The organism is Nonomuraea sp. NPDC047529 (assembly GCF_040642995.1).
GTDB lineage: Bacteria > Actinomycetota > Actinomycetes > Streptosporangiales > Streptosporangiaceae > Nonomuraea.
This window is the reverse complement of sequence record NZ_JBEYTJ010000001.1, coordinates 644,850-671,405: the sequence shown is the minus strand read 5'-3', so window position 1 is coordinate 671,405 and position 26,556 is coordinate 644,850. Positions and strand designations below refer to the sequence as shown.

Annotated in this window: 26 protein-coding genes; 12 read left to right on the top strand and 14 right to left on the bottom strand. The window is 71.1% G+C overall.

Features of this window, described 5'->3' with window-relative positions; all coding sequences use genetic code 11:
• Nucleotides 1-15 precede the first annotated feature (15 nt).
• Complete coding sequence (locus ABZ815_RS03535; RefSeq protein ID WP_357693485.1) at nucleotides 16-744, bottom strand: class I SAM-dependent methyltransferase; 729 nt, start codon at nucleotides 742-744, stop codon at nucleotides 16-18.
• A gap of 178 nt (nucleotides 745-922) precedes the next feature.
• On the opposite strand from ABZ815_RS03535, the gene ABZ815_RS03530 reads away from it, so the two are divergent.
• The 3 genes from ABZ815_RS03530 (at nucleotide 923) to ABZ815_RS03520 (ending at nucleotide 3,748) form a co-directional block, all read left to right on the top strand.
• Nucleotides 923-2,254, top strand: a complete 1,332-nt coding sequence (locus ABZ815_RS03530; RefSeq protein WP_357693483.1) for an LCP family protein — start codon at nucleotides 923-925, stop codon at nucleotides 2,252-2,254.
• 100 nt (nucleotides 2,255-2,354) lie between these two features.
• Nucleotides 2,355-3,284, top strand: a complete 930-nt coding sequence (locus tag ABZ815_RS03525) for an ArsA-related P-loop ATPase (RefSeq protein ID WP_357693481.1) — start codon at nucleotides 2,355-2,357, stop codon at nucleotides 3,282-3,284.
• 77 nt (nucleotides 3,285-3,361) lie between these two features.
• The gene (locus ABZ815_RS03520; RefSeq protein ID WP_357693479.1) at nucleotides 3,362-3,748 is read left to right on the top strand and encodes an SCO5389 family protein; all 387 of its coding nucleotides are present in this window, start codon (nucleotides 3,362-3,364) and stop codon (nucleotides 3,746-3,748) included.
• 35 nt (nucleotides 3,749-3,783) lie between these two features.
• Here the strand turns inward: ABZ815_RS03520 and ABZ815_RS03515 are convergent, their stop codons facing one another.
• The 3 genes from ABZ815_RS03515 to ABZ815_RS03505 are packed head-to-tail and all read right to left on the bottom strand — an operon-like array spanning nucleotide 3,784 to nucleotide 6,398.
• A complete protein-coding gene (locus ABZ815_RS03515) occupies nucleotides 3,784-4,764 on the bottom strand; it encodes an LLM class flavin-dependent oxidoreductase (RefSeq protein ID WP_357693477.1) in 981 nt (326 codons plus the stop codon).
• Between the two features lie 17 nt (nucleotides 4,765-4,781).
• Nucleotides 4,782-5,453 carry a ribonuclease HII gene (locus ABZ815_RS03510; protein WP_357693475.1) on the bottom strand — a complete coding sequence of 224 codons (672 nt, stop codon included), beginning with the start codon at nucleotides 5,451-5,453 and terminating at the stop codon, nucleotides 4,782-4,784.
• Nucleotides 5,454-5,462: 9 nt separating this feature from the next.
• Nucleotides 5,463-6,398 (bottom strand): LysR family transcriptional regulator, encoded by a 936-nt coding sequence (locus ABZ815_RS03505; protein ID WP_357693473.1) that lies wholly within the window; start codon nucleotides 6,396-6,398, stop codon nucleotides 5,463-5,465.
• A gap of 79 nt (nucleotides 6,399-6,477) precedes the next feature.
• Here ABZ815_RS03505 and ABZ815_RS03500 point away from each other — a divergent pair, with 79 nt between their 5' ends.
• From ABZ815_RS03500 to ABZ815_RS03490, 3 genes are all read left to right on the top strand, one after another.
• Complete coding sequence (locus ABZ815_RS03500) at nucleotides 6,478-7,764, top strand: pyridoxal phosphate-dependent aminotransferase (RefSeq protein WP_357693471.1); 1,287 nt, start codon at nucleotides 6,478-6,480, stop codon at nucleotides 7,762-7,764.
• 141 nt (nucleotides 7,765-7,905) lie between these two features.
• Complete coding sequence (locus tag ABZ815_RS03495) at nucleotides 7,906-8,550, top strand: GNAT family protein (RefSeq protein WP_352318377.1); 645 nt, start codon at nucleotides 7,906-7,908, stop codon at nucleotides 8,548-8,550.
• A gap of 254 nt (nucleotides 8,551-8,804) precedes the next feature.
• Entirely contained in the window at nucleotides 8,805-11,807 is a 3,003-nt protein-coding gene (locus ABZ815_RS03490) for a BTAD domain-containing putative transcriptional regulator (RefSeq protein ID WP_357693469.1), read from the top strand.
• Between the two features lie 257 nt (nucleotides 11,808-12,064).
• On the opposite strand, the gene ABZ815_RS03485 is transcribed toward ABZ815_RS03490, so the two are convergent.
• Nucleotides 12,065-13,477 (bottom strand): methyltransferase, encoded by a 1,413-nt coding sequence (locus ABZ815_RS03485; RefSeq protein WP_357693467.1) that lies wholly within the window; start codon nucleotides 13,475-13,477, stop codon nucleotides 12,065-12,067.
• A 124-nt stretch (nucleotides 13,478-13,601) separates the two neighbouring features.
• Here ABZ815_RS03485 and ABZ815_RS03480 point away from each other — a divergent pair, with 124 nt between their 5' ends.
• Nucleotides 13,602-13,904: a hypothetical protein gene (locus ABZ815_RS03480; protein ID WP_357693465.1), complete on the top strand. Its 303-nt coding sequence runs from the start codon at nucleotides 13,602-13,604 to the stop codon at nucleotides 13,902-13,904.
• On the opposite strand, the gene ABZ815_RS03475 is transcribed toward ABZ815_RS03480, so the two are convergent.
• From ABZ815_RS03475 to ABZ815_RS03465, 3 genes are read right to left on the bottom strand one after another with little or no spacing between them, the layout of a single operon-like run.
• Nucleotides 13,876-14,853, bottom strand: coding sequence for an NAD(P)-dependent oxidoreductase (locus ABZ815_RS03475; RefSeq protein WP_357693463.1), 978 nt, complete (start codon nucleotides 14,851-14,853; stop codon nucleotides 13,876-13,878). The genes ABZ815_RS03480 and ABZ815_RS03475 overlap by 29 nt on opposite strands.
• Nucleotides 14,854-14,886: 33 nt before the next feature.
• Nucleotides 14,887-15,486 (bottom strand): TetR/AcrR family transcriptional regulator, encoded by a 600-nt coding sequence (locus ABZ815_RS03470; protein ID WP_357693461.1) that lies wholly within the window; start codon nucleotides 15,484-15,486, stop codon nucleotides 14,887-14,889.
• Nucleotides 15,483-15,995 carry a GNAT family N-acetyltransferase gene (locus ABZ815_RS03465; RefSeq protein WP_357693459.1) on the bottom strand — a complete coding sequence of 171 codons (513 nt, stop codon included), beginning with the start codon at nucleotides 15,993-15,995 and terminating at the stop codon, nucleotides 15,483-15,485. The genes ABZ815_RS03470 and ABZ815_RS03465 overlap by 4 nt, the downstream gene beginning before the upstream one ends.
• Nucleotides 15,996-16,053: 58 nt before the next feature.
• Here ABZ815_RS03465 and ABZ815_RS03460 point away from each other — a divergent pair, with 58 nt between their 5' ends.
• The 4 genes from ABZ815_RS03460 (at nucleotide 16,054) to ABZ815_RS03445 (ending at nucleotide 19,493) form a co-directional block, all read left to right on the top strand.
• Complete coding sequence (locus ABZ815_RS03460; RefSeq protein WP_357693457.1) at nucleotides 16,054-16,533, top strand: helix-turn-helix domain-containing protein; 480 nt, start codon at nucleotides 16,054-16,056, stop codon at nucleotides 16,531-16,533.
• Between the two features lie 49 nt (nucleotides 16,534-16,582).
• Entirely contained in the window at nucleotides 16,583-17,386 is an 804-nt protein-coding gene (locus tag ABZ815_RS03455) for an SURF1 family protein (protein WP_357693456.1), read from the top strand.
• A 9-nt stretch (nucleotides 17,387-17,395) separates the two neighbouring features.
• Nucleotides 17,396-18,139, top strand: coding sequence for a tyrosine-protein phosphatase (locus ABZ815_RS03450; protein ID WP_357693454.1), 744 nt, complete (start codon nucleotides 17,396-17,398; stop codon nucleotides 18,137-18,139).
• A 157-nt stretch (nucleotides 18,140-18,296) separates the two neighbouring features.
• A complete protein-coding gene (locus ABZ815_RS03445) occupies nucleotides 18,297-19,493 on the top strand; it encodes an amidohydrolase family protein (protein ID WP_357693452.1) in 1,197 nt (398 codons plus the stop codon).
• On the opposite strand, the gene ABZ815_RS03440 is transcribed toward ABZ815_RS03445, so the two are convergent.
• The 4 genes from ABZ815_RS03440 to ABZ815_RS03425 all read right to left on the bottom strand — a co-directional run bounded on the left by ABZ815_RS03440 (nucleotide 19,490) and on the right by ABZ815_RS03425 (nucleotide 23,027).
• Entirely contained in the window at nucleotides 19,490-19,843 is a 354-nt protein-coding gene (locus tag ABZ815_RS03440) for a YkvA family protein (RefSeq protein WP_357693450.1), read from the bottom strand. The genes ABZ815_RS03445 and ABZ815_RS03440 overlap by 4 nt on opposite strands.
• Before the next feature lie 65 nt (nucleotides 19,844-19,908).
• A complete protein-coding gene (locus ABZ815_RS03435; RefSeq protein ID WP_357693448.1) occupies nucleotides 19,909-21,327 on the bottom strand; it encodes an amidase in 1,419 nt (472 codons plus the stop codon).
• The gene (locus ABZ815_RS03430; RefSeq protein WP_357693446.1) at nucleotides 21,327-22,292 is read right to left on the bottom strand and encodes an LLM class F420-dependent oxidoreductase; all 966 of its coding nucleotides are present in this window, start codon (nucleotides 22,290-22,292) and stop codon (nucleotides 21,327-21,329) included. The genes ABZ815_RS03435 and ABZ815_RS03430 overlap by 1 nt, the downstream gene beginning before the upstream one ends.
• Nucleotides 22,293-22,358: 66 nt before the next feature.
• Nucleotides 22,359-23,027: a TetR family transcriptional regulator gene (locus ABZ815_RS03425; protein ID WP_357693444.1), complete on the bottom strand. Its 669-nt coding sequence runs from the start codon at nucleotides 23,025-23,027 to the stop codon at nucleotides 22,359-22,361.
• A 157-nt stretch (nucleotides 23,028-23,184) separates the two neighbouring features.
• Here ABZ815_RS03425 and ABZ815_RS03420 point away from each other — a divergent pair, with 157 nt between their 5' ends.
• Nucleotides 23,185-24,093, top strand: coding sequence for a hypothetical protein (locus tag ABZ815_RS03420; protein ID WP_357693442.1), 909 nt, complete (start codon nucleotides 23,185-23,187; stop codon nucleotides 24,091-24,093).
• Between the two features lie 126 nt (nucleotides 24,094-24,219).
• On the opposite strand, the gene ABZ815_RS03415 is transcribed toward ABZ815_RS03420, so the two are convergent.
• On the bottom strand, nucleotides 24,220-25,278 hold the full coding sequence (locus ABZ815_RS03415) for an aspartate-semialdehyde dehydrogenase (RefSeq protein WP_357693440.1): 1,059 nt from the start codon (nucleotides 25,276-25,278) through the stop codon (nucleotides 24,220-24,222).
• On the bottom strand, nucleotides 25,275-26,549 hold the full coding sequence (locus ABZ815_RS03410; RefSeq protein ID WP_357693438.1) for an aspartate kinase: 1,275 nt from the start codon (nucleotides 26,547-26,549) through the stop codon (nucleotides 25,275-25,277). The genes ABZ815_RS03415 and ABZ815_RS03410 overlap by 4 nt, the downstream gene beginning before the upstream one ends.
• Nucleotides 26,550-26,556 lie beyond the last annotated feature (7 nt).

Below are 26,556 nucleotides of genomic sequence, written 5' to 3'. Positions count from 1 at the left end.
AACGGCAAACGTTCCCTACAAGGCGGCTTTTCTGGCCTCGACCAGGGTGGTGCCGAACCAGGGGCCGCCGTACCACAGGCGTGCGCCGAGGTCGCGCACGCGGATGTCGATCACGCCCAGTCCGCGCAGGACGTCCTCGTAGGCGGGCACGTACCGGAAGTCCGCGACCAGCATGAGCCCGCCGGGCCGCAGCACCCGATGGGCCTCGCGGACGGCCTGCTCGCGACCTTCGGCGGAGGGGATGTTGTGGATCGCCAGGCTCGACACGACGACGTCGAAGGCGCCGTCCTCGAACGGCAGGGCGCGCATGTCGCCCGTGACCAGGTCGACCCGGTCGGCGACGCCTTCCGCCGCGGCGTTGGCCAGGGTGACGGCCGCGGCGTTGCCCGACTGGTCCTTCGTGCTCCACAGGTCGACCCCGGTGGCCCGTCCGGACGTGAGCCGGGCGGCGGCCGTCAGCAGCACCGCGCCGCGCCCGCAGCCGAGGTCGAGTACCCGCTCACCGCCTTCGAGCGGCTCCAGCAGCTCGGCCCAGACGGCGAACTTGCCGCGGCGGGTGGTGTAGAGGTAGCTGGCCGCGCTGGCCAGCGTGTAGAGCCCGCCGAAGGCGAAGGCGATCCCGGCGGCGGGGATGTCCAGCATGAAGGAGACCACCGCGAGAGCCAGCAGGACGATCGCTCCGAAGAACAGTCCGCCGAGGGCCCACGGTGCGTCGAATCCGTAGCTACCGTGTCGAGTGCTCACTCTCACGTTATATCTCAAGATGGTCTTGACCGGGAATTGAGCAAACACTGCCCCTTCACCCTCAATTGAGCCGCAACGCAATAACTATGGTGACTTGGATGGGCTGGCATTGGGGGTTTGACCAGGCATGACAGGGAAACATCGCGAATTCGGCCTAGGCGCGAGCATTGCGCTGACGGTGGCGTCGGCCGCCCTCTGGGGGGTGGCACACCTGGCCACCCACCGCCATCGGATGGGCATCGCCCTGATGGCAGCCTACGTGCTGATGCTCGCCGGCATCCTCACGGTGTTCACGGCGTTCAGCACGCGTCTGCTGTCGCTGGCGGTCCAGCCCGGTTGGCTCACCCTGCTCACCGTGGCGCTGGTCGTGATCGCGCTCGCCTGGACCGCGGTGATCATCCGTTCGTTCCTGCTCGTCCGCCCCGACTCCTCCGACATCGCCGGACGCTTCCTGACCACCACGCTCGCAGCCGCCCTCTGCGCGCTCGTCCTGGCCCCCACCGCGTACGCGGCCCGCCTGGCCTACCTGTCCCGCGACGTCGTCAGCAGCGTCTTCTCCACCCCCACCGACAACAGCGCCCCCATCGTCGCCCAGGACCCGTGGCACGGCGCGAAGCGCGTCAACTTCCTCCTCATCGGCGCGGACGCCGCCCCCGGCCGTCCCGGCGTGCGCACCGACAGCATGACCGTGGCCAGCGTGGACACCGAGACCGGCGCCACCACCCTGTTCGGCCTGCCGCGCAACCTGCAGAAGGTCCAGCTCCCGCACGGCCCGGCCCGGAGCCGCTTCCCCTTCGGCTTCACCGGCGACGGCCCCAACACCCCCGGCCTGCTCAACGAGATCTTCCAGTACGCCGAGGACCACCCGGACATGGTCCCCGGCGTCCCCAAGGGCAAGCGCGGCCCGTCGCTGCTCAAGCGCACCGTCAGCGACATCCTCGGCATCCCGGTCCCCTACTACGCCATGGTCGACATGAAGGGGTTCGCCGAGATCATCGACGCGATGGGCGGCGTCCGGGTCACCGTCAAGTACCCCATCGTGTACGGCAAGTACCGCGAGGGCCTGCTCCCCGCGGGCACCCGCAAACTCTCGGGCGAGGAGGCCCTCTGGTACGGCCGGTCGCGCACCGACAGCGACGACTACGTCCGCATGGGCCGCCAGAAGTGCCTGCTCAACGCGGTCGCCAAGCAGGCCGACCCGATGACCGTGCTCAAGAGCTTCGAGAAGCTGGCCGCGGCCACCAAGCGGGCCATCTCCAGCGACGTGCCCCAGGACCTGCTGCCGGCCCTGATCGAGCTGTCGGACAAGGTGAAGGACGCCAGGATCAGGAGCCTGAGCTTCGTCCCGCCGCTGATCAGCACCGTCACGCCCGACTGGTACCTGATCAGGCGCAAGGTCTCCGAGTCCCTGGACGAGCGCCCCGCCAACCGGTCGGCGAGCGCGCACCACTCCGCCGAGCCGACCCAGGACCCGGAGAACCCGGTCAGCCTCGACGCCGCCTGCGGCTGAACCCTCACCTTCCCGACAGCCATCACCCGTGCACGGAGTGTGGCATGATGGTGCCCGGGCCCAACGGAAACGATTTTCATCGTCATTTCAGGGAGCGCACGTGAGAGTGGCATTCGTCGGCAAGGGCGGCAGCGGGAAGACGACGATCTCGGCGCTGTTCGCACGGCACCTGGCGAGCCAGGGCGACCCGGTGGTCGTCATGGACGCCGACATCAACCAGCACCTGGCCCTGGTGCTCGGCCTCGACGCCCAGCCCGAGCCGCTCGGGGCCCACCTCACCGCGATCAAAGACCTGCTGCGCGGCGACAACCCGCGCATCGCCTCGGCCGAGACCATGGTCAAGACCACCCCGCCGGGCCGCGGCTCGCGCCTGCTGCGCTTCGACGACCTGGCCGCGCTCGACTACGCCGTGACCACCCCTCACGGCCTGCGCCTGCTGGCCACGGGCCCGTTCGACGACGACGACCTCGGCGTGGCCTGCTACCACTCGAAGGTCGGCGCGGTCGAGCTGCTGCTCAACCACCTGGTCGACGGCCGGGGCGAATACGTCGTGGTCGACATGACCGCCGGGTCCGACTCCTTCGCCTCGGGGCTGTTCACCCGCTTCGACCTGACCTTCCTCGTCGCCGAGCCCACCAGGCAGGGCGTGAGCGTCTACCAGCAGTACCGCGACCACGCCGCCAAGTACGACGTCGCGCTCGCCGTGGTCGGCAACAAGGTCCACGGGCCGTCCGACGTGGAGTTCCTGCGCGAGCACGTCGGCGACGACCTGCTGACGTGGATGGAGCACTCCTCGGCGGTGCGCGCCATGGAGCAGGGCCGCCACTTCACCCTCGACGACCTGGAGCCGGCCAACCTCGACGCGCTCGCCGTCCTGTGCAAGACGCTCGACGGGCAGGAGAAGGACTGGGCGCGCTTCGGCCGCCAGACCGCGGAGTTCCACCTGCGCAACGCCCGCGCGTGGGGCAACGCCCGTACGGGAGCCGACCTGGCCGAGCAGATCGATCCTGACTTCGTCTACGGCCCGTAAACCACACCTCCAGGCATCTGGAGCGACCCTCTTCCCCCGCATAACGTCAGATTCGATCCCCTTCGAGAGGAGACAGCATGTCGCTGACCGTCCCGAACGATCTGCTGGACCAGGCCCGAGCCGGAGACGTGGACGACGCCGCGTTCGTCGCCTGCGTCCGCGACTCGCTCCCCTACGCGTGGTCGATGATCAGTGAGCTGGTCACCGAACGCGAGCGCAGCGGAGCCGAGTTCGCCGACAACCAGGTGCCACCGCCGTCCGAGGAGGCCCGTGGCCAGCTCCTGCGGTGTCTGGCGAGCGACGCGATGCGCGGCGCGCTCGAACGCCACTTCGGCGTACGGCTGGCCTTCCAGAACTGCCACCGGGTCGCCGTCTTCGACCCGTCGGCCACCAAGGCCCTCGACGAGTTCGTGACCCCGCGGGCCCAGATCCTCAACCAGAAACCGGAGCTGGTCGACTGCTGAACCCACGGGCGAGCCGGGCCGTCCCGGCTCGCCCGTCAGCCCCTCAGCAGGGGCAGGACCTCCGCGCCGATGCGGCGCACGTCCTCCAGGGCCCGCCGGTGGTCGCCGATGCCCTCGACGGTCAGGATGACGTGCTCGATGCCGGTGCTCCCGGCCGTGCGCAGCAGCACCTCGGCGCAGTGGGCGGGCGAGCCCACCGGGTGGATGCGCGTCAGCAGGTCGACGTAGGCGGCGACGTCCCGTGCGGGGCGTGGCCGGTCGTCCACCGGCAGGTAGCCGGCCAGCCCGGGGCCGAGCCACGCGGGCATCGACTCCTTCAGCTCGCGGACGGCCGCCTCGGTGGAGTCGGCCACGTGGGCCACCCCCGCCGCCAGGTGCCCCGCCGGGCTCCCGCCGCGCGCGACGTGCTCGGCGACCAGCTGGGCCTTCTCCCGATCCCCGATGTGCATGCCGAGCAGCATCGGCAGCCCGCGCTCGGCCGCCAGCGCCACCGTCGAGCCCGACGTGCAGGCCACCACGGGCCGCAGCCGGGCCCGCGGCACCAGGGCGACCTCCCTGAACCGGAAGAACTCCCCCTCGGCCGCCACCGACCCCTCTGACAGGGCCTCGACCAGCAGGTCGAGCGACTCGGCGAACCCTCGCTCGAACCGGTCGAGCCCGGTGCCGAACACCTCCAGGTCGACCCACGGGCCGCCCCGGCCGACGCCGGGCGTGAACCGCCCGCCCGACAGGTGGTGGAGCATGGCCGCCTGCTCGGCCAGCGCGACGGGATGCTGCGAGGACAGCACGCTCACCGCCGTGCCGAGCCCGATCCGGCTGGTACGCCCCGCGGCCACGGCGGCCAGCGTGACGGCCGACGGGCACACGCCGTAGGACATGAAGTGATGCTCGGCGATCCAGGCGTCGTGGAACCCGGCCGCCTCGGCGGCCTCGATCAGCTCCACCGAGTTCCGCAGGACCCGCCCGGGATCCTGGCCGGGAAAGCACGCCGCGATGACGAAGATCCCGATCCGCACTCCCCCGATCCTACGGCTCAGCCGAACAGCGCGGCCTGCCCTTCACCCACGAGCGGATCCCTGACCTGCTTCAGATGCCGCCATCGCGGCAGGTCGTCCAGGTAGGACCAGGAGAGCCGGTGGTGCGGCGTGGGGCCGAGCCGGGCCAGGGCCTCCTGGTGTGCGGGCGAGGGATATCCGGCGTTCTCCGCGAAGCCGTACTCATCGTGCCCGATCACCCCCATGTACGCGTCGCGCCGCACCTTGGCCAGGACCGAGGCCGCCGCGACCGAGACGCTGGCCGCGTCGCCCTTGATCTCCAGGCGGACCGGCCAGGGAGCGCCGATGTAGTCGTGCTTGCCGTCGAGGATCACGGCGTCGGGGCGCACCGGCAGGGCTTCGAGCGCCCGGCGGGCGGCCCTGCGCAGCGCCTCGGTCATGCCGAGCGCGTCGATCTCGGCGTGGCTGGCCTCGCCGAACCCGATGCCGGCCGCCCACGCGGTCAGCTCGTCGGCGAGCGGCCCCCGTTTGGCGGCCGAGACCTGCTTGGAGTCGGTCAGGCCGGGCGGCGGCTCGGACAGGTCGGTCACGACGGCGCAGACCGTCACCGGCCCCGCCCACGCGCCCCTGCCCACCTCGTCGACGCCCGCGACCGTGCGGGTGCTCGGCATGGACAGCAGGAGCTGCTCGATCTCGTACGTCGGCGCCATGCGCAGACGCTACCGCTCGGCCGGGGTCACCGGTTCCAGATCGCCCGCGATGTACCGGGCGGCCACGTGGATCGCCCGCAACGTCACCGACACCGACGGCCGGTGCACGCTGGACCTGCGGGCCACCGCGTGCACGTCGCGGCCGACCGGGCTGCCGGGGAACTCCCGCACCGACAGCCCCCGCACCCCGGCGGCCAGCGCGAGCGCGGGCACCGCCGCGATGCCGATGCCCTTGGCGACGAGCGAGAGGATCGTCCCCAGCCCCTCGAACTCCCAGGGCGTCGGCCGGGTGCCGCCGACGTCCTGGAACAGGCGGTCCACCGCCAGGCGCGAGGGCTCGCCGTCGGGGGTGGCCATCCACGGTTCGTCGCGCAGTTCGCGCAGGTCGAGCGGCACGTCGGGGTCGGCCAGCCGGTGCCTGCGCGGCACGACGAGCACGATGGGGTCGCGCAGCAGGGGGAAGACCCGCAGGCTCTCGCTCTCGCGGACCGCGCCGTACCAGTCGTCCACCAGGGCGATGTCCACCTCGCCCGACTGGACCTCCCGCATCCCCCGGCCTGACCGGCTCTGGCCCAGTCGGAGCGTCAGCTCGGTGTGGCGGCGCAGCGAACGCGCGAGCGCCGGCGCGAATGCCACGGCCGCTGTGGGGAAGGCGGTGACGACGACGCGCCCTGAAGGGGTGCCCGCATGGGCGGAGAGGTCGGACTCGGCCTCCTCGACCATTGACAGGATGCGTTCGGCGTGCTGGACGAGCCGGCGTCCCGCGTCGGTCAGCTCCGCGCTGCGCGCGGTCCTGTCGATGAGCGCGGTGCCGGTCTCCCGTTCCAGCGCCGCGAGCTGCTGGGAGACGGCCGACGGGCTGTAGCCCAGGGACTCGGCGGCGGCCGCGATGCTGCCACGGCGAGCGAACTCGCAGATCAGTGCCAAACGCCGGAATTCGAGCATCAGACTTCCTTATGCCTACCCACAAAAAGCCTCGCTTGTCCTGATGCCTTCATACAACCACCCTGGGAACGTGACAAACATGACGGTGACCTTGTCCGCCACCTTGGCGGCGAACGAAGACATCGAACGAAGACGACGCGCCGGGGAACGCGTGCTGCACCTGGCCTTCGGCGAGGCCGGCCTGCCCGTCCACCCGGCGCTGCGCGACAAGCTGGCCGCCGCCTCCGAGCGCAACGGCTACGGGCCGGTCGCGGGGGCGTCCGGGCTCCGGGCCGCGGCAGCGGGCTACTGGACACGACGGGGGCTCCTGACCGAGCCCGAGCTGGTCGTCTGCGGACCGGGCAGCAAATCGCTGCTGTACGGCCTGCTCCTGGCGATCGGCGGCGACATCGTCCTGCCCATGCCCAGCTGGGTCAGCTACGCCGCGCAGGCCGATCTGGTGGGCTCCCGCCCCATCCTGGTGCCCGCACCGCCAGGAGAGGGCGGGGTCCCCGACCCGGACCTGGTCGTCACGGCGGTCCGCCGGGCGCGGGCCGAGGGCAGGACCGTCAGCTCCCTGCTGGTCACGCTGCCCGACAACCCCACCGGCCGGCTGGCGACGCCGGAGACCATCGCCCGCCTGGCGGCCGTGGCGCGCGAGCTGGACCTGATCGTGATCTCCGACGAGATCTACCGCGACCTCGTCCACGACGAGTCGGCGGTCTACACCTCGCCGGCCGACCTCGCGCCCGAGCGCACGATCATCACCACCGGGCTCAGCAAGAGCCTGGCGCTCGGCGGGTGGCGGATCGGCGTGGCCCGGCTGCCCGAGGGCGCGCACGCGCTGCGTACCCGACTGCTGGCGGTGGCCAGCGAGATCTGGTCGGCGCCGGCCGCGCCCGTCCAGGAGGCCGCGACCTACGCCTTCGAGGAGCCGCGCGAGCTGACCGACCGCGTCGCCGCCAGCCGCCGGTTGCACGGCATCGTGGCGCGGGCCGTCCACGAGCGGTTCACGGAGATCGGCGCCTCGGTGCCGCGACCTCAGGGAGGCTTCTACCTCTATCCCGACCTGAGCCATCTCAGGCTGGGCGGCTCCGCCGACCTCACCAGGATCCTGCTGGACGAGCACGGCATCGGCGTCCTTCCCGGACACGCCTTCGGCGACGACCCGTCGGCCGCCCGCGTACGCGTGGCGGTGAGCCTGCTCTACGGCGACACGCCCGAAGAGCGCATGACCGCCCTGACCAGCACCGATCCCCTTCAACTCCCGTGGATCGCGGCAAATCTGAATCATCTGTCCATGGGCTTGAAGGGGCTGTCCCTGGTCCGTCACGGCGTCGTCGGTGAACGGCACCCGGCGCTGGTCCCGGCGCCATGTCACGGTTAGGCGAATCTTTCCCCAAGAGCTGGTTTACCATCCACCAAATCAGCCCTCTGACCTGCGGAAACACCGCACATCAAGAAACCCGGGAAAGATGGTGCCGAGAGCCTGGTTACACGCGCCCCGCGTGAGCCTCATCATGTGCTCATGCCCGCTCTTGTCACCTTGTCCGGGCGCTCCGTGCGCCTGGAACCTCTCAGCCACGCGGTGATCGACGATCTCGTCGCCGCGGCGAGTGAAGACCGCTCCACTTACGCCTTCACTCGCGTCCCGGACGGCCGGGACGAGATGGTCTCCTATGTGGAGGCCGCCATGGCTGAGCAGGCGGAGGGCCGCACGCTGCCCTTCGCCATCCGGTGGCTGAACACCGACCGCGTGGTCGGTGCCACCCGTCTCATGCACCTGGAGTATTGGCAGGGCCCCATGCCCTGGCCTCCGGGTACACGGGGTGCGGTGGGCGACATCCCGTCCGTGGCGGACATCGGTTACACCTGGCTGGGCGCCTGCGCCCAGGGCACGGGCGTCAACCGGGAGAGCAAGTTCCTCATGCTCTCGCTCGCCTTCGAGACCTGGAACGTCCACCGCATCACACTCAAGGCAGATGTCAGGAACGTCCGATCCCGGGCCGCCATCGAGGCCCTCGGCGCACACTTCGACGGGGTGCGGCGAGCGGATAGCCGAGGCGCCGACAACACGGTCCGAGATACGGCCTTCTACTCGATCCTGAACTCCGAATGGCCGCTCGTCCGAGAACGGCTGGCCATGCGGCTCGGACTGGTAGAGGCAGCGTAGGAACATCGGCAACGGCCCCGCCCATACTTTTCCGGGCGGGGCCTGTATTTTTCTGCGTCCCCATCGGCTCTACATGACACGCCCCCGTGTCGGTGTGTCATGTCCGGCCCACCATCAGCATGCGGAGGCGCGGTCAACACCGGATCAAAGGCGGATCAACGGGTCTTTCGGTGATCAGCCCAGCTCTAGGTGGTTAGTAGTGCTGGATCTATCATTTGGACACAAATCGTTCCATTGCCCAGGAGACAGACGGCATGGCTGGTCAGAGCGTTGAGGGCGGGCTGCGGTTCGCCGTGCTCGGTCCCGTCCGCGCGTGGCGCGAGGGACAGGAACTCGACCTGGGCACCCCGCTGCAACGCTCCATCCTCGGCATGCTCCTCCTGCGGGAGGGCCGGGCGGTCACGCCCGCCGAGATGATCGACGCCGTCTGGGGCGAGGACGCGCCGCCCCGCGCCCTGGGCGCGCTGCGCACCTACGTCTCCCGCCTGCGCACGGTCCTCGAACCCGACAGGCCCGCCCGTTCCCGCCCCGAGCTGCTGACCTCCATCGGCCGCGGCTACGCGCTCCGCCTGCCCAACGACGCCCTCGACCTGACCCGCTTCGAACGCGGCATCGCCGAGGCCGAGTCCGCGCGCAAGTCCGGCCGCCTCTCCGCCGCCGCCGAGGGCATGCGGGCCGCGCTGACCCTGTTCGAGGGCGAGCCGCTGGCCGGAGCCGTCGGCCCGTACGCCGAGCACCAGCGCGACCGCCTGGCCGAACGCCGCGTCAGCGTCATCGAGACCCTCATGGACCTCGACCTGGAGCTGGGCGACCACGCCGCGGTCGTGTCCGAGCTGATCGCGCTCACCGCCGAGCACCCGCTGCGCGAACGGCTGCGCGCCCAGCTCATGCTGGCCTACTACCGGTGCGGACGGCAGGGCGACGCGCTCAACGTGTTCACCGAGACGCGCGAGGCGCTGATCGACGAGCTGGGCATCGAGCCCGGCACCGAGCTGACCACGCTCCACCAGCGCATCCTGGCCGCCGACCCGGCGCTCGCCCTCACCCCTCGCCCGTCCGCCGACGAGCAGGCCGCCGACGAGCACGAGGCCGAGGAGGAGCCGCCCGCGCTCGAACTGCCGCGTCCCGCGCAGCTCCCCGCCGCGGTCAACGACTTCACCGGGCGCAAAGAGGTGGCCGTCCGCGTCCACACCCTGCTGTCCTCGCAGTCGTCGGCGGAGGGCGTGCCGGTGGTGGCGCTGTGCGGCATCGGCGGCGTCGGCAAGACCACGCTGGCCGTCCACGTGGCGCACACGGCCGACGATCTGTTCCCCGACGGCCAGCTCTACGCCGACCTGCGCGGTCACAGCGACGAGGTGACCGCGCCGGAGTCGGCGCTCGGCGGCTTCCTGCGCGCGCTCGGCGTCCCCCCTGACGTCATCCCCGACGGCCTGGCCGAACGTTCGGCGCTCTACCGCTCGCTGCTGTCCGACCGGCGCATCCTCGTGCTGCTGGACAACGCCCGCGACGCCGACCAGGTCAGCCCGCTGCTGCCGGGCTCGCCGGGCTGCGCCACGATCGTCACCAGCCGGGCCAAGCTGGCCGACCTGCCCGCGGCCAGGCTGATCGACCTCGACGTCATGGAGCCGGACGAGGCGCTGTCGCTGTTCTCCACCGTGGCCGGTCCCGAGCGGGTGGCGGCCGAGCACGGCGCCGCCATGGACGTGGTCGCCGCCTGCGGATTCCTGCCGCTGGCCGTCCGGATCGTGGCCGCGCGGCTGGCCGCCCGCCCCTCCTGGACGGTCGCCTCGCTGGTGCCCAGGCTGGCCGACGAGCAGCGCCGCCTCGACGAGCTGCGCGTGGGCAACCTGGCCGTCGAGGCCACGTTCGCGCTCGGTTACGGCCAGCTCGAACCCGCCCAGGCCCGCGCGTTCCGCCTGCTGTCCCTGCCGAAGGGCCCCGACATCTCGATCGGCGCCGCCGCGGCCGTGCTGGCGATGACCATGTACGAGGCCGAGGAGCTGCTGGAGTCACTGGTCGACATGAGCCTCCTGGAGGCCACCGCGCCCGGCCGCTACCGCTTCCACGACCTGCTCAGGCTGTTCGCCAGGCGCGTCCTGGACAAGACCGAGCGTCCCGAGGACAAGTCGCTGGCGTTGCGCCGGCTGCTCGGCTTCTACCTGGCCTCGTCCCGGTCCGCCCATCAGCTGGCCTACGAGGGCAGCATGATCCCCGACAACCTGGCCGTGGTCGGCAGCGGGCTCACCTTCACCTCCGTCGACGAGGCCGTGGCCTGGCTGATCTCCGAGGGCGACTCGCTGTTCGCGGCCATCAACCAGGCCGCGACCGCGTCCCCCACCGGTGAGCAGCTGCTGCCGGCCGCCGACATGCTGGTGGCCATGGAACCGCTGCTGGAGGCCGGCACCCACACCCGCGAGTTCGACCAGGGCACCCGCGCGGTGCTCGCCGCCGCGCTGAGCCTGGACGACGAGGCGAGCGAGCTGCGCTCGCGTTACGTGCTGGGCCGCGTGCTGTTCGCGAGCAACCGGCTCTCGGAGTCCGAGACGCACTTCCGCCGCGTGTACGACCTCTCCGACGCCCGCCACGAGAAGATCGTCACCGGCGAGGTGCTCAACGCGCTGGCCGTCGTCGTCGGCCGGCAGCGCCGCCACACCGAGGCCCTGTCCCTGTTCGACGCCGCCTCCCGCTACTACCGCGAGAACGGCGTGCCCGCCGGCGAGGCCCTGGTGCTCAGCTACTCGGCCCGCGACCACCTCGGCCTCGGCCACGCCGACGACGCCATCGCCGCGGCGGAGAAGGGCCTGGCCATCTTCACCGAGATCGGCAGCGGCGCCGGCACCGCCCGCGCCCGCTACCACCTGGGCATCGTGCTCAGCCGGGTCGGCCGGCTCACCGAGGCGGTGCACCACCACGCCGAGTGCCTGGCCTTCTTCCGTTCCAGCAAGCAGCGCGTCTGGGAGCAGCGCGTGTGCTCCCGGCTGGCCGAGACGTTCATCGCCGCCGGGCGCTACCCCGACGCCGTACGCCACGCCGAGCAGGCCCTCGTGGTCTCGCGCGAGATCGGCCACCCGTACGGCGAGGCGCTCTCGCTCACCGTGCTCGGCCGGGCGCTACGCGGACTTGGCAGCACCGGGCGGAGCCTGGACTGCCTCCGGCAGGCCTACGACGTCTTCACCAGGCTCGGCGCCCCCGAAGCCGGCGACCTGAAACTCCTGCTGGACGGCTTCGCCGTCGAACGGTCCGTCGTCGAGTCCTGAGTACAGCTCGTCGTCCAGACGTGTCATCCACACATGGTTGATCACAGCTGTCCTTCGTCAATGCCGATGGCAGCCCGGCCGGTCATCCTGACCGCCACGCGTCGCCAGGGGGCCCGGTCATCCGGATGCTTCGCGTGACGGCTAGCCGCCTCACATCAGACGACCGGCCGGACTCGACACGGGACCTTTGAACCCCCCAGGCCCGCGTCTCGGTCAAGAGCTTCCACCCGGGGGGTCAACGTCGGATCAACGGTGAATCAAAGCAGGAAATAACCCTCGGCGATGAGCGGCCGGATCGCGTCGGCGTTGGGGATCTCGCCGTCGCCGACCAGCTCGGCGATCACGTTGAGCAGCGGCCCGAGCGCCAGGTCGCCGTCGCACACGCCGGCCAGCGCGGCCTCGACGGTGCCGACCTCCCTGCTGCGCCGCAGCCCCTGCGTCTGGCGCAGCACGATCCGGATCGGGTCCTCGGCGCCGGGCAGGCCGACGCGCTCGTCGAGCACCCCTTCGGCCGTGCGCAGCAGCGCCGCGTCGAGGTCGGCGGCCCGGTGGGCGGCGGCGATCGCGTCGAGCACGTCGTCGACGTAGTCGCCGACCGGGAGGGCCACCTGGTGGGGAAGGTGCTCCACGCGCACGACCGGGTCGAGCGTGCCCGAGTTTCGCATGGTGATCCAGCCGAAGCCGATGCCCTCGACCTTGCGCTCGTCGAACCAGGCCAGCCACCGGTCGTAGTGGTCGGTGTAGCCCTTGGTGCCCTGCTCGGCGGCGTCCTTGAGCCACAGCTCGACGTATTCGGCCGGGTCCTGGACGTCGCGCTGGACGACCCAGGCGTCGCAGCCGGTCTCGCGCAGCCAGCCGCCCACCCGGTCGTGCCAGTCCTCGCCCTCGACGTGCAGCCAGTTGGCCAGGAAGTGGGCCTGCCCGCCGGGCGCCAGGTGGCGCGGGGTGCGGCGGACGAGGTCGCGGCAGAAGTCGTCGGCCTCACCGCCGGACTCGCGGTAGGTCAGCGTGCGCTCGGCCCCGGGGGCGATGACGAACGGCGGGTTGCTGACAACCAGGTCGAACAGCTCGTCCTCGACCGGCTCGAACATCGACCCCACCCGGGCGTCGACGCCCGGCACGCCGGACAGCTCCCAGCTCAGCCGGGCCAGCTCGACGGCGCGCGGGTTGAGGTCGGTCGCCACCACCTGCTCGGCGCGGCCGGCCAGGTGCAGCACCTGGACACCGCAGCCGGTGCCGAGGTCGAGCGCGCGCGGGACGGCACGCCTGGTGACGAGCTGGGCCAGGTTGGCCGAGGCGCCGCCCGCCCCCACGACGTGGTCGGCCCGCAGCGCCGGGTCGCCGGGCCGGACCTTGCGGTCGGAGACCACGTAGCCGCCGGTCTCCCAGGGCTGGAGGTGCACGGTCGCCCTGATCAGGTCGCCGTCGGCCGACACCAGGCCCGACTCCAGGACGGCGGCCGGCACGGCCCTGGCCGGGACCGGCACGCCGAGCCACCAGAGCCTGATCAGGGTGGCCAGGGGGTCGCCGTCGGCGGTCGCCCGCAGAGCCGGGACGAGCTCCTCCCGCGCCAGGGCCGAGGCCGCCATGGCGCCGAGCCGGTCGCGGACGCCGTCGATCGTGTAGCCGGTTTCGAGGAGGTGATGGCGCAGTCGTTCCACGGACACCATCCTTTCACCAGCCACCGACAGTGCTCATACTGTTACTTACACCCCCAAGCGTTCTGCAAGCCATGGACAAGTGGGTGGCGGTATCTCTAAGGGTGCAAGACGCCGCACCGAGGAGCGCGCCACCATGCTGATCCCCTGCCTGGCCTGCGAATCGCGATTCGGGCCCGACGAGTACTTCAACGCCTGCTCCGACTACAACCGTGGCCTGGACCTCGTCTCGTGGACCTGCCCGCGCTGCGGCAACCGCGACGACCTGCGGGTGCTGCCCGGCGAGCTGGGGTTCGGCTATCCCTCGCGCGGCAGGTTCGACGTCCACGACCGGGTGCGCGTGCCCGGCCTGCGCAGGCAGCGCGGCGACCTGCGGCTGGACATCTCCCTCGACCGCTCCCGCTGGCAGGTCAGGACGCGGATCCGGCAACCGGCCTGACCGGCGCGCACGCGTAGGCGGGCGGCTCGCCCCGCAGCAGCCGCGCGATGTCCTCCACCAGCGCCTCCGCCAGCTCCTCCAGGCTCTCCCCGGTGGCCTCGCCCAGTCTCGGCGTGAGCACGACGTTCGGCAGCCTGGTCAGCGGGTGGGCCGGATCGAGCCATTCGCCCTCGAAGTGGTCGAGCCCGGCGCCGCCGACCTGGCCCTGCCGCAAGGCGTCCACCAGGGCGGTCAGGTCGTGCAGGGCTCCGCGCGAGGTGTTGAGGTAGATCGCGCCGTGGCGCATCGCGCCGAACTCGCTGTAGCCGAAGAAGCCCCTCGTGTCCGGGGTCAGCGGCACGTGCAGCGACACCACGTCGGCCTCCGCCAGCAGCGCGGGCAGGGTGTGCGTGGCCTCGGGGACGAACGGGTCGCAGGTGACCACCCGCATGCCCAGCCCCTGGCAGCGCCAGCGCATGGCCCGGCCGATCCGTCCGAGGCCCACGATGCCCAGCGTGCGGCCGGTGAGCCGTCTGCCGCGGTGGCGTTGGGCCGGGGGCACCCTGCCGCGGTGCGCCCGGCCCCTGCGCACCTCACGGTCGGCGGTGACGATGTTCCTGCTGACCGCGAACAGCAGCGCGAGCGTCAGCTCGGCCACCGCCTCCGGGTCGCGGTCGGGGGCGTGCAGGACGGTGACCCCGCGTTCGGCGGCCAGGCGCAGGTCTACGCCCGTGGGAGCGCCCAGGCTGGCCACGATGTCGATGTGAAGTCCGAGTACCGAGGTGCGAACCTGGTCGCCGTCGGTGATGAGCACGTTCGCGCCGGTCTCGATGACCAGGTCGGCGAGCTGCTCGTCGGTGAAGCCGACGCTGGGCCGCGGAGGAGCCTCGGCCACGTCGGCGACCTCGCCCAGGCGGGCGAGCGCGCTCTCCGGCAGGTCGGGCAGTACCAGAGCCCGAGGTCTTCTCACATTTGGACAATAACACCACAGACGGTACTCAGATCATTGCTCCCCGCGCTGGCGGAGACTCTGCCAGGCCGCCTCGCCCAGGCCCTTGATCTCTTCCTCGGTCGGGGTGTGCGCCCCGGCGAACCACAGACGGCACATCTCCTGCGCGGGACCGAGCCACAGGACGTAGCACATGGTGGCGTGGACGGGCTGGAGCCGGCCGTTCTTCATGTGCGGCTTCCACCAGTCGGAGACCTGGCGGAAGAACGCCCGCCTGGCATCGGCGACCTCCGCGCCGCCCGGCTCGTGCTTGCGCGGCGGGCGCTCGCTGACCAGGATCCTGGCCCGCTCGGGGTGCTCGCCGGCCCAGCGCATGTGGAAGGCGACCACGGCCTCGATGCCGGCGCGGGCGTCGTCGTGGCCGACCAGCTCGGCGAGGAACGCCTGCTGGTAGGCGTCGAGGATCTCGGCGTACAGGACGCCGTAGACATGTTCCTTGCTGGCGAAGTGGTGGTAGAAGCTGCCGACGCTTACACCGCTCTCCTCGCGCAGACTGGCCAGCGTGGTGGCCGAGACACCGTCCTGGCTGAAGCGGCGGAGGGCACCCTCGATGATGCGGGTGCGGCCGTCGCGTCCGTTCTTGACACTCTTCACACTGTCAATGGTGTGCTACCAGAACCTTGTTCCGCAAATACTCCGGCCAGATCGATCATAGCGGTCACCTCGACCGTCCCGGACGCGACCTTCATCCTGGCGTCCGGCCACAGCCTGCGGACGAGCCCGAGCACCCGCCGGTTCTCGCCCAGCACGTCCATCCCCACGGTACGCGCGCCCCGCCCGGCGGCCCTGAGCAGCAAGGCGTCGACGAGCCACGGGCCGAGCCCGCACCCCTGCCAGCGGTCGGCCACGACGACGGCGATCTCGACGTCGGCGCAGCCGCCCCGGTAGCTCATGGCGTGCCCGACGATCTCGTCCCCGGCGGTGACGACGAGCGCGTCGCGGCGTTCGTCCAGGGTCAGCAGGGTGCGTACGAGGTGGGCGGCCGGGACGGCCAGGCCGGTGAAGAACCGCAACGTCTGCGTGTGCAGAGACAACCCGGCCAGGAAGCGTCTGATCCGTTCCTCGTCGTCCGGGCGGACCGGGCGGATCTGAGTTCCGTGCATAGACTCAGCCTGCCTTTCAGAGCTGGGTCTGTCAATTGAACTCAGATATGATGGGGAGATGAACGTGCCGTTCCGATTGGGCTTCCGGGTGGACAACTGCTCGATCGAGCGCACCCTGGACATCGTCGGCGAGAAGTGGACATTCCTGGTGCTGCGCGAGGCGTTCCGCGGCGTACGGCGGTTCGCCGACATGCAGGCGATCACCGGCGCCCCCCGCCAGGTGCTCAGCGCCCGCCTGGCCCGGCTGGTCGACGAGGGCCTGCTGCGCAAGGAGCCCTACCGCGAGCCCGGCCAGCGCCAGCGCGACGAATACCGGCTCACCGACAAGGGCCGCGACCTCTATCCGCTGCTGGTCGCGCTCATGCACTGGGGTGACAAGTACCTGGCCGACGACGAGGGCCCGCCGGTGCGGCTCACCCACCGCGACTGCGGCGCCCCCGTCGAGCTGCGCTTCCGCTGCGCAGAGGGCCACGAGGTGGCCGGTCCGCGCGAGGTGACGCCGGTGCCCGGCCCGGGCCCCGGGCTGCGGAGCGTCTAGCCGGACGGCCGCGTGAGGGAGCACCCGCCCCGGTGCCTAACCTTGAAGCGTGTACCGGTTCCTGCTGACGCCCCGGTGGCTGGCGCTCCACGTCGTGGTGCTGCTGGTCATCCCCTCGTTCGTGTTCCTGGGCAGGTGGCAGTTCGGGCGGTTCGAGGAGCGGTCCGACAACAAGGACAGGGTGACCTCCAACATCGAGGCCGCCCCCACCCCGCTCGACCGGCTCACGGCTCCCGGCCGGCAGGTCGGCGAGGCCGACCGCTACCGCACGGTCGTCGCCTCCGGCACGTACGACGCCGCCAACGGCCTGCTCGTACGCCGCCGCCCGCAGGAGGGCCAGAACGGCTTCTACGTCCTGACCCCCCTCGTCACCGGCGACGGCGCCGCGGTGATCGTCAACCGTGGCTGGATCCCGGCCGCCGCCAGCGCCGACGCGGCTCCCCCGGTCCCCGCCCCGCCCACCGGACAGGTAACTGTCACCGGACGGCTACGTCTGAACGAGACCGAAGACTCCACCGGCATCCGCGAACGGTCCGGCCTGCCGGACGGCCAGGTGCTGCTGATCGACGCGGACAAGATCGGGAAGCGGTGGCCGTACCGGCTGGTGGGCGGCTATGTCGAGCTCACCGGGCAGCAGCCGGCGTCCGGCTCGGCACCCGCGCCGGTGCCCGCGCCCGACGTCGGCTCCGGCGGCGGGCTCAACCTGGCCTACGGGGTCCAGTGGTGGTTGTTCATCGGCATCGCCATCGGCGGCTGGATCATGCTGATCCGGCGCGAGGTGGCCGAGCGGAAGGCCGGAAAGGCCTCCGGCGAGCCCGTGGCGTCCCCAGAGGCGGAAACCGCCGCCAACTAAGGTTGAAGGGTGATCCGCCACATTGAGTTCACCAATCTCCGCAACTTTCGTGACGTAGGTGGATATGCCACCGAGGACGGGCGTACCGTCCGGTGGCAGCGGCTCTACCGGGCCGACTCCCTGGGCTGGCTGTCCGGCGACGACCTGGCCGCCTTCCACGCGCTGCGCGTGCGCACTGTCATCGACCTGCGGCATTCCTCCGAGGTCGAGAGGTCCGGCCGGGTGCCGGAGACCGAAGGGCTGACCTACCGGAACCTGCCGATCGAGGGCCGCGCCTGGAACATCGCCGAGTTCAGCGAGGAGCTCGGCGTCGAGCGCTACCTCGCCGACCGGTACCTGGAGATGACCGAGGACGGCGTGGCGAACCTGCGCACCGCCGTGGAGACGATCGCCGTCGACGACAACGCGCCGGTCGTCGTCCACTGCGCGGTGGGCAAGGACCGTACCGGCCTGCTCACCGCGCTGATCCTCTCCCTGGCCGGCGTGGCCGAGGACGACATCGTCGCCGACTACGCCCTGACCGGCCTGGCCACCGAGCGCTTCATCGCCGACCGGCACACCAGGCATCCGGACGCCCTGATGTGGCCGGGGTTCGGCCAGGCCCCCGCCCAGGCCATGCGCCTGTTCCTGGACGACCTGATCGAGCGGCACGGCTCCGTCGAGCGCTACGTCACCGGCGTCCTCCAGGTCGAGCGGTCCACCCTCGCCGAACTTCGCCGAAATCTCCTGACTGATTCGATCTCCCGCGGGTAGAAGCCGCCGGGGTCCGCAAGGGGCAGCATCCTCAAGGACCCCACGGCCCGGGACCGCCGCCATCCCCCTCCAGGCGGTCCCGGGTACGAATGTATGGATACCCAACGGATACGTCGCAGCTTGTTCGACGTTATGCCGTCGTCGTACGGTTACCTGCGTGACTACGCCGCTGCTCCCCGACCCTGATCCCCGGCGGCGCGACTATGTGATCATCTCTGCCGACGATCACCTGATCGAGCCTCCTGACCTCTTCGAGGACAGGCTCCCGGAGAAATACGCCGACGTCGCGCCCAAGGTCGTGGAGACGGACGCCGGTCACCAGGTCTGGCGCTACGGCGGGGCCACGTACCCGTGCGCGGGCATCGACGTGGGCGCCGGGCTGCCGCGCGAGCAGTGGACCCTGGATCCGGTCAGGTTCGAGCAGATGCGTCCCGGCTGCCACGACATCGAGGCCCGCGTCCAGGACATGGACGTCGCCGGCATCTGGGCGGCGCTCTGCTTCCCCGGCATGCTGGCCGGCCAGGCGGGCATGCCGTTCGCCAGGACCCGCGACCAGGAGCTCGGCCTGGCCCTGGTCAAGGCGTGGAACGACTGGCACATCGACGTCTGGGCCGGCACCTACCCCGAGCGGATCATCGGCCTGCAACTGCCCTGGCTGCCCGATCCGGACATCGCCGCCAAGGAGATCAGGGCCAACGCCGCCCGCGGCTTCAAGGCCGTGGTCTTCCCCGAGTTCCCGACCAGGCTCAGGCTGCCGTCGATCCACACCGGCCACTGGGACCCGTTCTTCGCCGCCTGCGAGGAGACCGGCACGGTCGTGGCCCTGCACACCGGCGACTCCTCCTGGTCGCCCGTGCCCTCGCCCGACACGCCCATCGAGGCGATCACCACGCTGATGCCCACCAGCGCCATGTTCGCCTGCGCCGACTGGCTCTGGTCGGGCCTGCCGTTGCGCTTTCCCGGGCTGCGCATCCTCATCGTCGAGGGCGGGGTCGGCTGGCTGCCGATGCTGGCCGAGCGCGCCGACTACGCGCTCGACCACCCGGTCGCCGGCGAGGCCGCCTGGGACGGCGGCCTGAAGCCCAGCGAGGTGCTGCGCCGCAACTTCTTCTTCGGCACGCTCGACGACCACGCGCTGTCCGGCGTGCGCCTCGCGGTCGGGCTCGACCACGTGCTGCAGGAGAGCGGCTATCCGCACTCCGACTCGACGTGGCCCGACACCCAGAAGGCCGTGGCCGGCAACCTCGGCGCGCTCCCGCCCGCCGACATCGCCAGGGTCGCCTACGGCAACGCCGCCCGCCTGTTCGGGCATCCGCTGCCCTCGCGCGCCTGGTTGCGGATGGAGGAGATCTAACCCTCGTCCCCGACCAGCCTGGCCTGGATGACCTTGCGCTCGTGCTCGACGTAGCGACCGCTCTCGCCGAGCAGCGAGGCGATCAGCCACAGGAACACGCCGAAGTCGTCGGCCACCCCGATGAGCACCAGGAAGTCGGGGATGACGTCGATCGGCGACAGGATGTAGACCACGCCGAGCGCCATCAGGGCGAGCCTGCCCTTGCCCATGCCGTCGTAGCGGCCGCGCGTGACCGCGCCGATCATGCGCGGGATCGCCCGCACCCTGGTCATCATTCCCGGCGTGCCAGGCTTGGTCACCTCGCGGTACGTCCGCCACGCCGCCGCTGCCCGTGCTGCCTTCGCCATCATGAGGAACCTCCTACCCCCGGCTTCTCACGACATAACGCGTCAGCCGGGTGAGGGGTTCCTGACGGTCACCGCATGGCGGCATGCACGAACGGGCTGACCTGCTCGATCCGCGCGGCCACCCGGATCAGCAGATCCTCCCGGCCCGCCGCCGCCACGAGCTGCACGCCGACCGGCAGCCCCGCCGCGTTCCTGTGCAGCGGCAGTGAGATCGCCGGCTGGCCGGTCGCGTTGATCGGCGAGGTGTAGGCCACCACCTGCGCGGTCCTGCCGAACGCGGTGCTCAGGTCGGCGGGCGGGATCCAGCCGAGCGGGAACGGCGCCGCCCCCGACGACGGCATCAGCAGCAGGTCGTTGCCCTCGGCCCACCAGGAGGCCATGCGGCGGCGGAAGCCGTCCACCCATTGCGTGGCCAGGATGTGGTCGGCCGCGCTGTTGGCGCGGGCCGCGGCGACCATGGCCGCGTTGCGCGGTTCGAGCTCGTCCGGCTCCACCGGCCTGCCGCGGGCCGCGCCCAGGCTCAGCACGTGCGCGGCGAGGTTGTTGGCGACGATGGCGCCGAAGTGCCGGGCGAACTCCGGTTCGGCGAGCGCCCGCGGGCCGCCGGGGGCCACGTCGTGCCCGAGGCTCTCCAGCAGCGCCGCCGCCCTGGTGACGGCCTCGGCCAGGTCGGGATCGGCGGGCACGTCCTGCCGCGGGTGGGTGGTCAGGAAGCCGATGCGCAGCCGTCCGGGGTCGGCGTCCAGCTCGGCGGTCAGCGGGCCGGGCAGCGCGGGGGCGTCGTAGGGGTCGCCCGGCTCGTAGCCGGAGACCGCGTCGAGCGCGGCCGCCGTGTCGCGGACGGACCTGCTCACGAACCCCGGGCAGGAGAAGCCGCTCCAGCCCTCGCCCGCGGACGGGCCCATGCTCAGCCGGCCGCGCGTCGGCTTGAGCCCGACCAGGCCGCACAGCGAGGCGGGGACGCGGATCGAACCGCCGCCGTCGCTCGCCGTGGCCAGCGCGACCATGCCGGCGGCCACCGCCGCCGCCGAGCCGCCGCTCGACCCGCCCGCCGAGTACGCCGGGTCGTAGGGGTTGCGGGTGGGGCCGAACGCCGCCGGCTCGGTCGTGACCGTGCTGCCGAACTCGGGGGTGTTCGTCCGGCCCAGCAGCACGAATCCCGCCCGGCGCAGGCGGACGACGCCGTGGCCGTCCTGGGCGTCGTCCAGGCCGTCGAGCACCCGCGAGCCCGCGCCGTACGGCTCGCCCGCCTGCCGCCAGCCCAGGTCTTTGAGCAGGATCGGCACGCCGCGGAAGGGCGCGTCCGCCGGAAGGGCGTCGATCTCGGCCAGCGCCCGCTCGAACCGCCGGTGGACGACGGCGTTGAGCTCGCCGTCGTGGGCCTCGATGGCGGCGATGGCGGCCTCTGCCAGCTCGCGGGCCGACACCTGCCCGTCCCTGACCGCCTGGGCCTGGCCGACGGCGTCGAGCCGCAGCACGTCGTCCATCAGCCCTCCCGGATGGGGGCCAGGTCGCGTACGGCCTGCTCGATCGGCACCTCGCCGCCGGGGATGGGTGCGAGCACCGGCGTGTCGAGCCCGTTGTCGACGTACCGGCGGATCCTGGCCCGGCAGGTGGCGGCGTCGCCGTGGACGACGAGGGCGTCGACCACCTCGTCCGGGATGGCCTTGAGCGCGGCCTGGCGGTCGCCCGCCGCCCACGCCTCGTGCATGGGACGCAGCACCTCGCCCCGGCCCAGCCAGTCGTGGAAGGCGGCGTACGCGGGGACGGTCAGGTAGCCGGCCAGCATCCGCCGGGCCATCTCGCGCACCTTGTCGGCGTCCTCGCTCACGCAGACGAACAGGCGGGCGATCAGCTCGGTGTCCGGGCCGATCTCGGCGCGTACCTTGGGCACGTCCTCGGGGGCGAGCCAGTTGGTGATCGCGCCGTCGGCCTCCTCGGCGGCCAGGCGCAACATCCGGGGCCGCAGCGCGGCCAGCACGATCCTGGGGGCGGTCTTCGGTGCCCGTTCCAGCTTGAAGCCCTTGATCTCGAACGTCTCGTACCGCTCGGAGACCTTCTCCCCCGCCAGCGCCCTTCTCAGGAAGCGCAGTGTGTCGCGGGTGCGCGCGTACGGCTTGGCGAACTCCCCGGCGTTCCACCGCTCGACGATCGCCGGCGAGGAGGAGCCGATGCCGAGCACGAACCGGCCGGGCGCCAGGTCGGCCAGGGTGGCCGCGGACATGGCCAGCAATCCCGGCCCCCGCGTGGAGACCGGGACGATCGCGCTCCCGAGCCGCATCCCCGGAGCCCACTGCGTGGCCAGCGCCAGCGGGACGAACCCGTCGTTCCCGTTGACCTCGGCCGACCAGGCGTCGGTGTAGCCGAGGCCCGGCAGCTCCGCGATCAGCTCTTGCGACTTCGCCAGGGAACGGTCGTAGAAGGGGATGGTCATGCCCCAGTTCGGCGTCATTCAGGGCCTCCGGTTCGATGACGGTGAGCCGACCATACCAAGCGGTATGTCGCTACCAGGAGCCCCTCAGGCCCGCAATTCGTGCACCGCCGCGATGAAGTCCTTCGTGATCCCCTGCAACCCGGGCAGATGCGACAACCCCACCAGCCGATCCACCAGCGGCACCGTCACCTCGATCAGCCGGTACGTGCGCACGCACCCCGGCGAGGTGTCGTGCACCCAGAACAGCACCATGCCCATCGACAACAACCACAGCAGCTCGGGCAGCTCGGCCCGCAGCTCGGCGTTCATCCGGTCCTTCGACCCCTCGACCACCTCGCGGTAGATCCCGATGGACGCCTCCCGCGCCGGCGACGACTGGGCGCTGAACGGACTCAGCGGGTTCGTCGGCTCGGCCGCGTGCTTGAAGAACTTCACCGCGAACTCGTGGTACGGCTCCGACACCCGCACCCACTCGCACAGCACCCCGCTCAGCCGCGCGGCGAACGACCTCTCCGTGGCCAGGAACTCCCGGCAGGCCTGCTCGTGCTCGGCCTGCGCGCGGTCGTAATAGGCCTGGATCAGCGCCTCCTTGCTCTCGAAGTAGTAGTAGGCGTTGCCCACTGACACCCCTGCCTCGGCGGCGATGGCGCGCATGGTCGTCGCGTCGAAGCCACGCTCACGGAACAGTCGCAAGGCCGTCGCGACGATGACCTCTCGGGTGCTCTCCGATCCTCTGTTTCGGGCTTCGGACACGTTCGTCACTTTACGTCTTGAAAGCGCGGTGGGTCATGGAGTGGCACGGTGATCGCCGCCACAGGGCAAAGATGGCTATGAGACATGAGTTATCTCCTGGGAATGGTGGGATTGTCGTTTCAGGCGGAAGGGCTCTTTTCCGCGAAAAGGCATCGACATGTGGATACGTGGAACAGCGCGCACCTTCGTGGTGGCGCTCCTCGGCATTCAGATCACCATAATCGCGCTGGCGTCGGCCGCTTCCGCCGCCTCCCACCCATCAGGTGGAGAGCGGGCTCAGGCGCCAACACCGTTCAACCGTCCTGACGAGACCGGAGGGATCGACCTGTCCCTGTGGTTCCCGGAGGGGATCGACGGGCCGTGGACGAACATCCGGCAGGCCGCCGTCGAGGCAGCCATGGCGGAGACATACCAGGTCGGGCACCACCAGGCGGACCCCACGGCCGCCGAGTCGCAGCTGTGGAGGGAGGACTCAGAAGAGGCGGAGGACGCCTGGGCCGACGCCGAGGAGGCGTTCGTCGACCAGACGTACGCCCAGGATCGCGCCGAGCGCTCAGAAGCCGCCACGAGGCCCGCGAGCGTCGAGGAGGCCGTCGTGCCTCAGTTCCGGCCGCAGAGGGCGCAGAAGCGATCTCAGCTTGATCTGGCGCGCACGGTGCCCAGGCAGGCGGCGATGCACATGACCCACGCCCTGGCCGCCCGCTGGCTGAAGAGCTCGGGCCTGCGCACGAAGTCGTCCGGCCACTGTACGAGCCGCCACATGCACCACTGCACCTCGCTCGACTCCGTAAGGGCCGGCACGATCGCCCGGATCATCGACCTCAAGCATGACAGCGGCTGCCCGGTCATGGTGACCGGCGGCACGGAGACGGGCCACGCACCCGGCCAGTACAGCCACGGGAACGGCTACAAGCTCGACATCACGCACAACGCGTGCATCGACCGCTACATCACCAGGAACCACCGCAAGACGGGGGTCCGCGGTGACGGCGCCGCGCTCTACCGTTCCGCCACCGGAACCGTCTTCGCCAACGAGAACAGCCACTGGGACATCCTGTTCCGGTGACAGGCCCCGCCCGCCGTCGCGCCGCCGGAGCTCTCCTTGAGAAGGCGAATCTCCGTGACAGGCGAATCTCCGTGAAAGGCGAAGGACGCCGCGACTGGCACGGCGTCCCCACGGAGTCGGCCGGGCCTACAGCTCGGAGGCCACCAGTTCGGCGATCTCCGCCGCGTTCAGCGCGGCCCCCTTGCGCAGGTTGTCGCCGCAGACGAACAGGTCGAGCGTGTTCGGGAAGTCGATCGCCTGGCGGACGCGGCCCACGTAGGTCGGGTCGTTGCCCACCACGTCGAGCGGCGTCGGGAAGACGCCGTTGGCCGGGTCGTCCATCAGCACCACCGTCGGCGCCGCCGACAGCACTCGGTGCGCGTCCTCGACCGTGATCTCCCGCTCGAAGCGGGCGTGCACGGCCAGCGAGTGCGTGGTGATGACCGGCACGCGGACGCAGGTCGCGGAGACCTTCAGGCCGGGGATGCCGAGGATCTTGCGTGACTCGTTGCGGAGCTTGAGCTCCTCGGACGCCCAGCCGCCGTCCTTGTACGAGCCCGCCCACGGCACCACGTTGAACGCGATGGGCGCCGGGAACGGCGACTCCCCGGGCAGCTTGTCGGCCAGGACGTTGCGCACGTCGCCGGCCGTCTGGCCGACCGAACGGTCGCCGGCCAGCGCCTCGACCTCGTCGTAGAGCCGCGCCGAGCCCGCCACTCCCGCGCCCGACACCGCCTGGTAGGAGGCGACGACGAGCTCCGTGAGCACGTACTCGGCGTGCAGCGCGCCCATGGCCGCCATCATCGACAGCGTGGTGCAGTTGGGGGTCGAGATGATGTTCCTGGGCCGCTCGCGCGCGTCGAGCGGGTTGACCTCCGGCACCACCAGCGGCACGTCGGGCTCCATGCGGAACGTGCCGGACTTGTCGATCGCGATCGCGCCACGCTCGGCCGCGATCGGCACCCACACGGCCGACACCTCGTCGGGCACGTCGAAGATGGCGATGTCGATGCCGTCGAAGACCTCGGGCGCCAGCGCCTGGACCACGACGTCCTCGCCGCGCACGCGCAGCACCTTGCCCGCCGAGCGCGGGGAGGCGACGAGACGGATCTCGCCCCAGATGTCCTCCCGGCTGGACACGATGTCCCGCATGACGGTGCCCACGGCGCCGGTGGCGCCGATCAGTGCGAGATTGGGCCTGCTCATCGTCCGCTACCTCCGTACACCACGGCTTCGACCTGGTCGGCGTCGAGATCGAAGGCACGGTGGGCGGCCGCCACGGCCGCGTCGACACCGTCCTGCTCGACGATCACTGAGATGCGGATCTCCGAGGTGGAGATCATCTCGATGTTGACCCCCGCGTCGGCGAGGGCCGCGAAGAACGTCGCCGTGACGCCGGGGTGCGAGCGCATGCCCGCGCCGATCAGCGACACCTTCCCGATCTGGTCGTCGAAGAGCAGCGACTCGTAGCCGATGCGGCCCTGGATCTTCTTCAGCGCCGTCAGCGCGACCTGGCTGTCGGCCGTGGGCAGCGTGAAGGAGATGTCGGTACGGCCCGTGGCCGCCGCCGAGACGTTCTGGACGATCATGTCGATGTTGATCTCGGCTTCGGCCAGCGTTTTGAAGATCGAGGCAGCCTCGCCGACCTTGTCGGGGACCCCGACAACAGTGATCTTGGCCTCGCTCCGGTCGTGCGCGACGCCGGAGATGATCGGCTGCTCCATCTCGGTTCCTTCGGTGTAAGGGTCGGAGACGACCCACGTGCCTTCCCTGGTGCTGAACGAGCTGCGTACGTGGATCGGCAGGTCGAACCGCCGAGCGTACTCGACGCAGCGAAGATGCAGGATCTTCGCGCCGCAGGCCGCCATCTCCATCATCTCGTCGTACGAGATCCTGGGGATCTTGCGGGCCACGGGGACGATGCGCGGGTCGGCCGTGAAGATGCCGTCGACATCGGTGTAGATCTCGCAGACGTCGGCCTCCAGGGCCGCCGCGAGCGCGACGGCCGTGGTGTCGGAGCCGCCGCGGCCCAGCGTGGTGATGTCCTTGGTGTCCTGCGAGACGCCCTGGAACCCGGCCACGATCGCGATGTGCCCCTGGTCGAGCGCCTCACGGATGCGGCCCGGCGTCACGTCGATGATGCGGGCCTTGCCGTGGGTGGAGTCGGTGATCACGCCGGCCTGCGAGCCGGTGAACGAACGGGCCTCGTGGCCGAGGTTGGCGATCGCCATGGCCAGCAGGGCCATCGAGATGCGCTCTCCGGAGGTCAGCAGCATGTCGAGCTCGCGGCCCGGAGGCAGCGGCGACACCTGCTCGGCCAGGTCGAGCAGCTCGTCCGTCGTGTCGCCCATCGCGGAGACGATCACGACCACGTCGTTGCCGGTTTTTTTCGTCGCGACGATCCGCTGCGCGACCCGCTTGATGCAGGACGCGTCGGCGACGGACGAACCACCGTACTTTTGCACAACGAGCGCCACGAGAGTC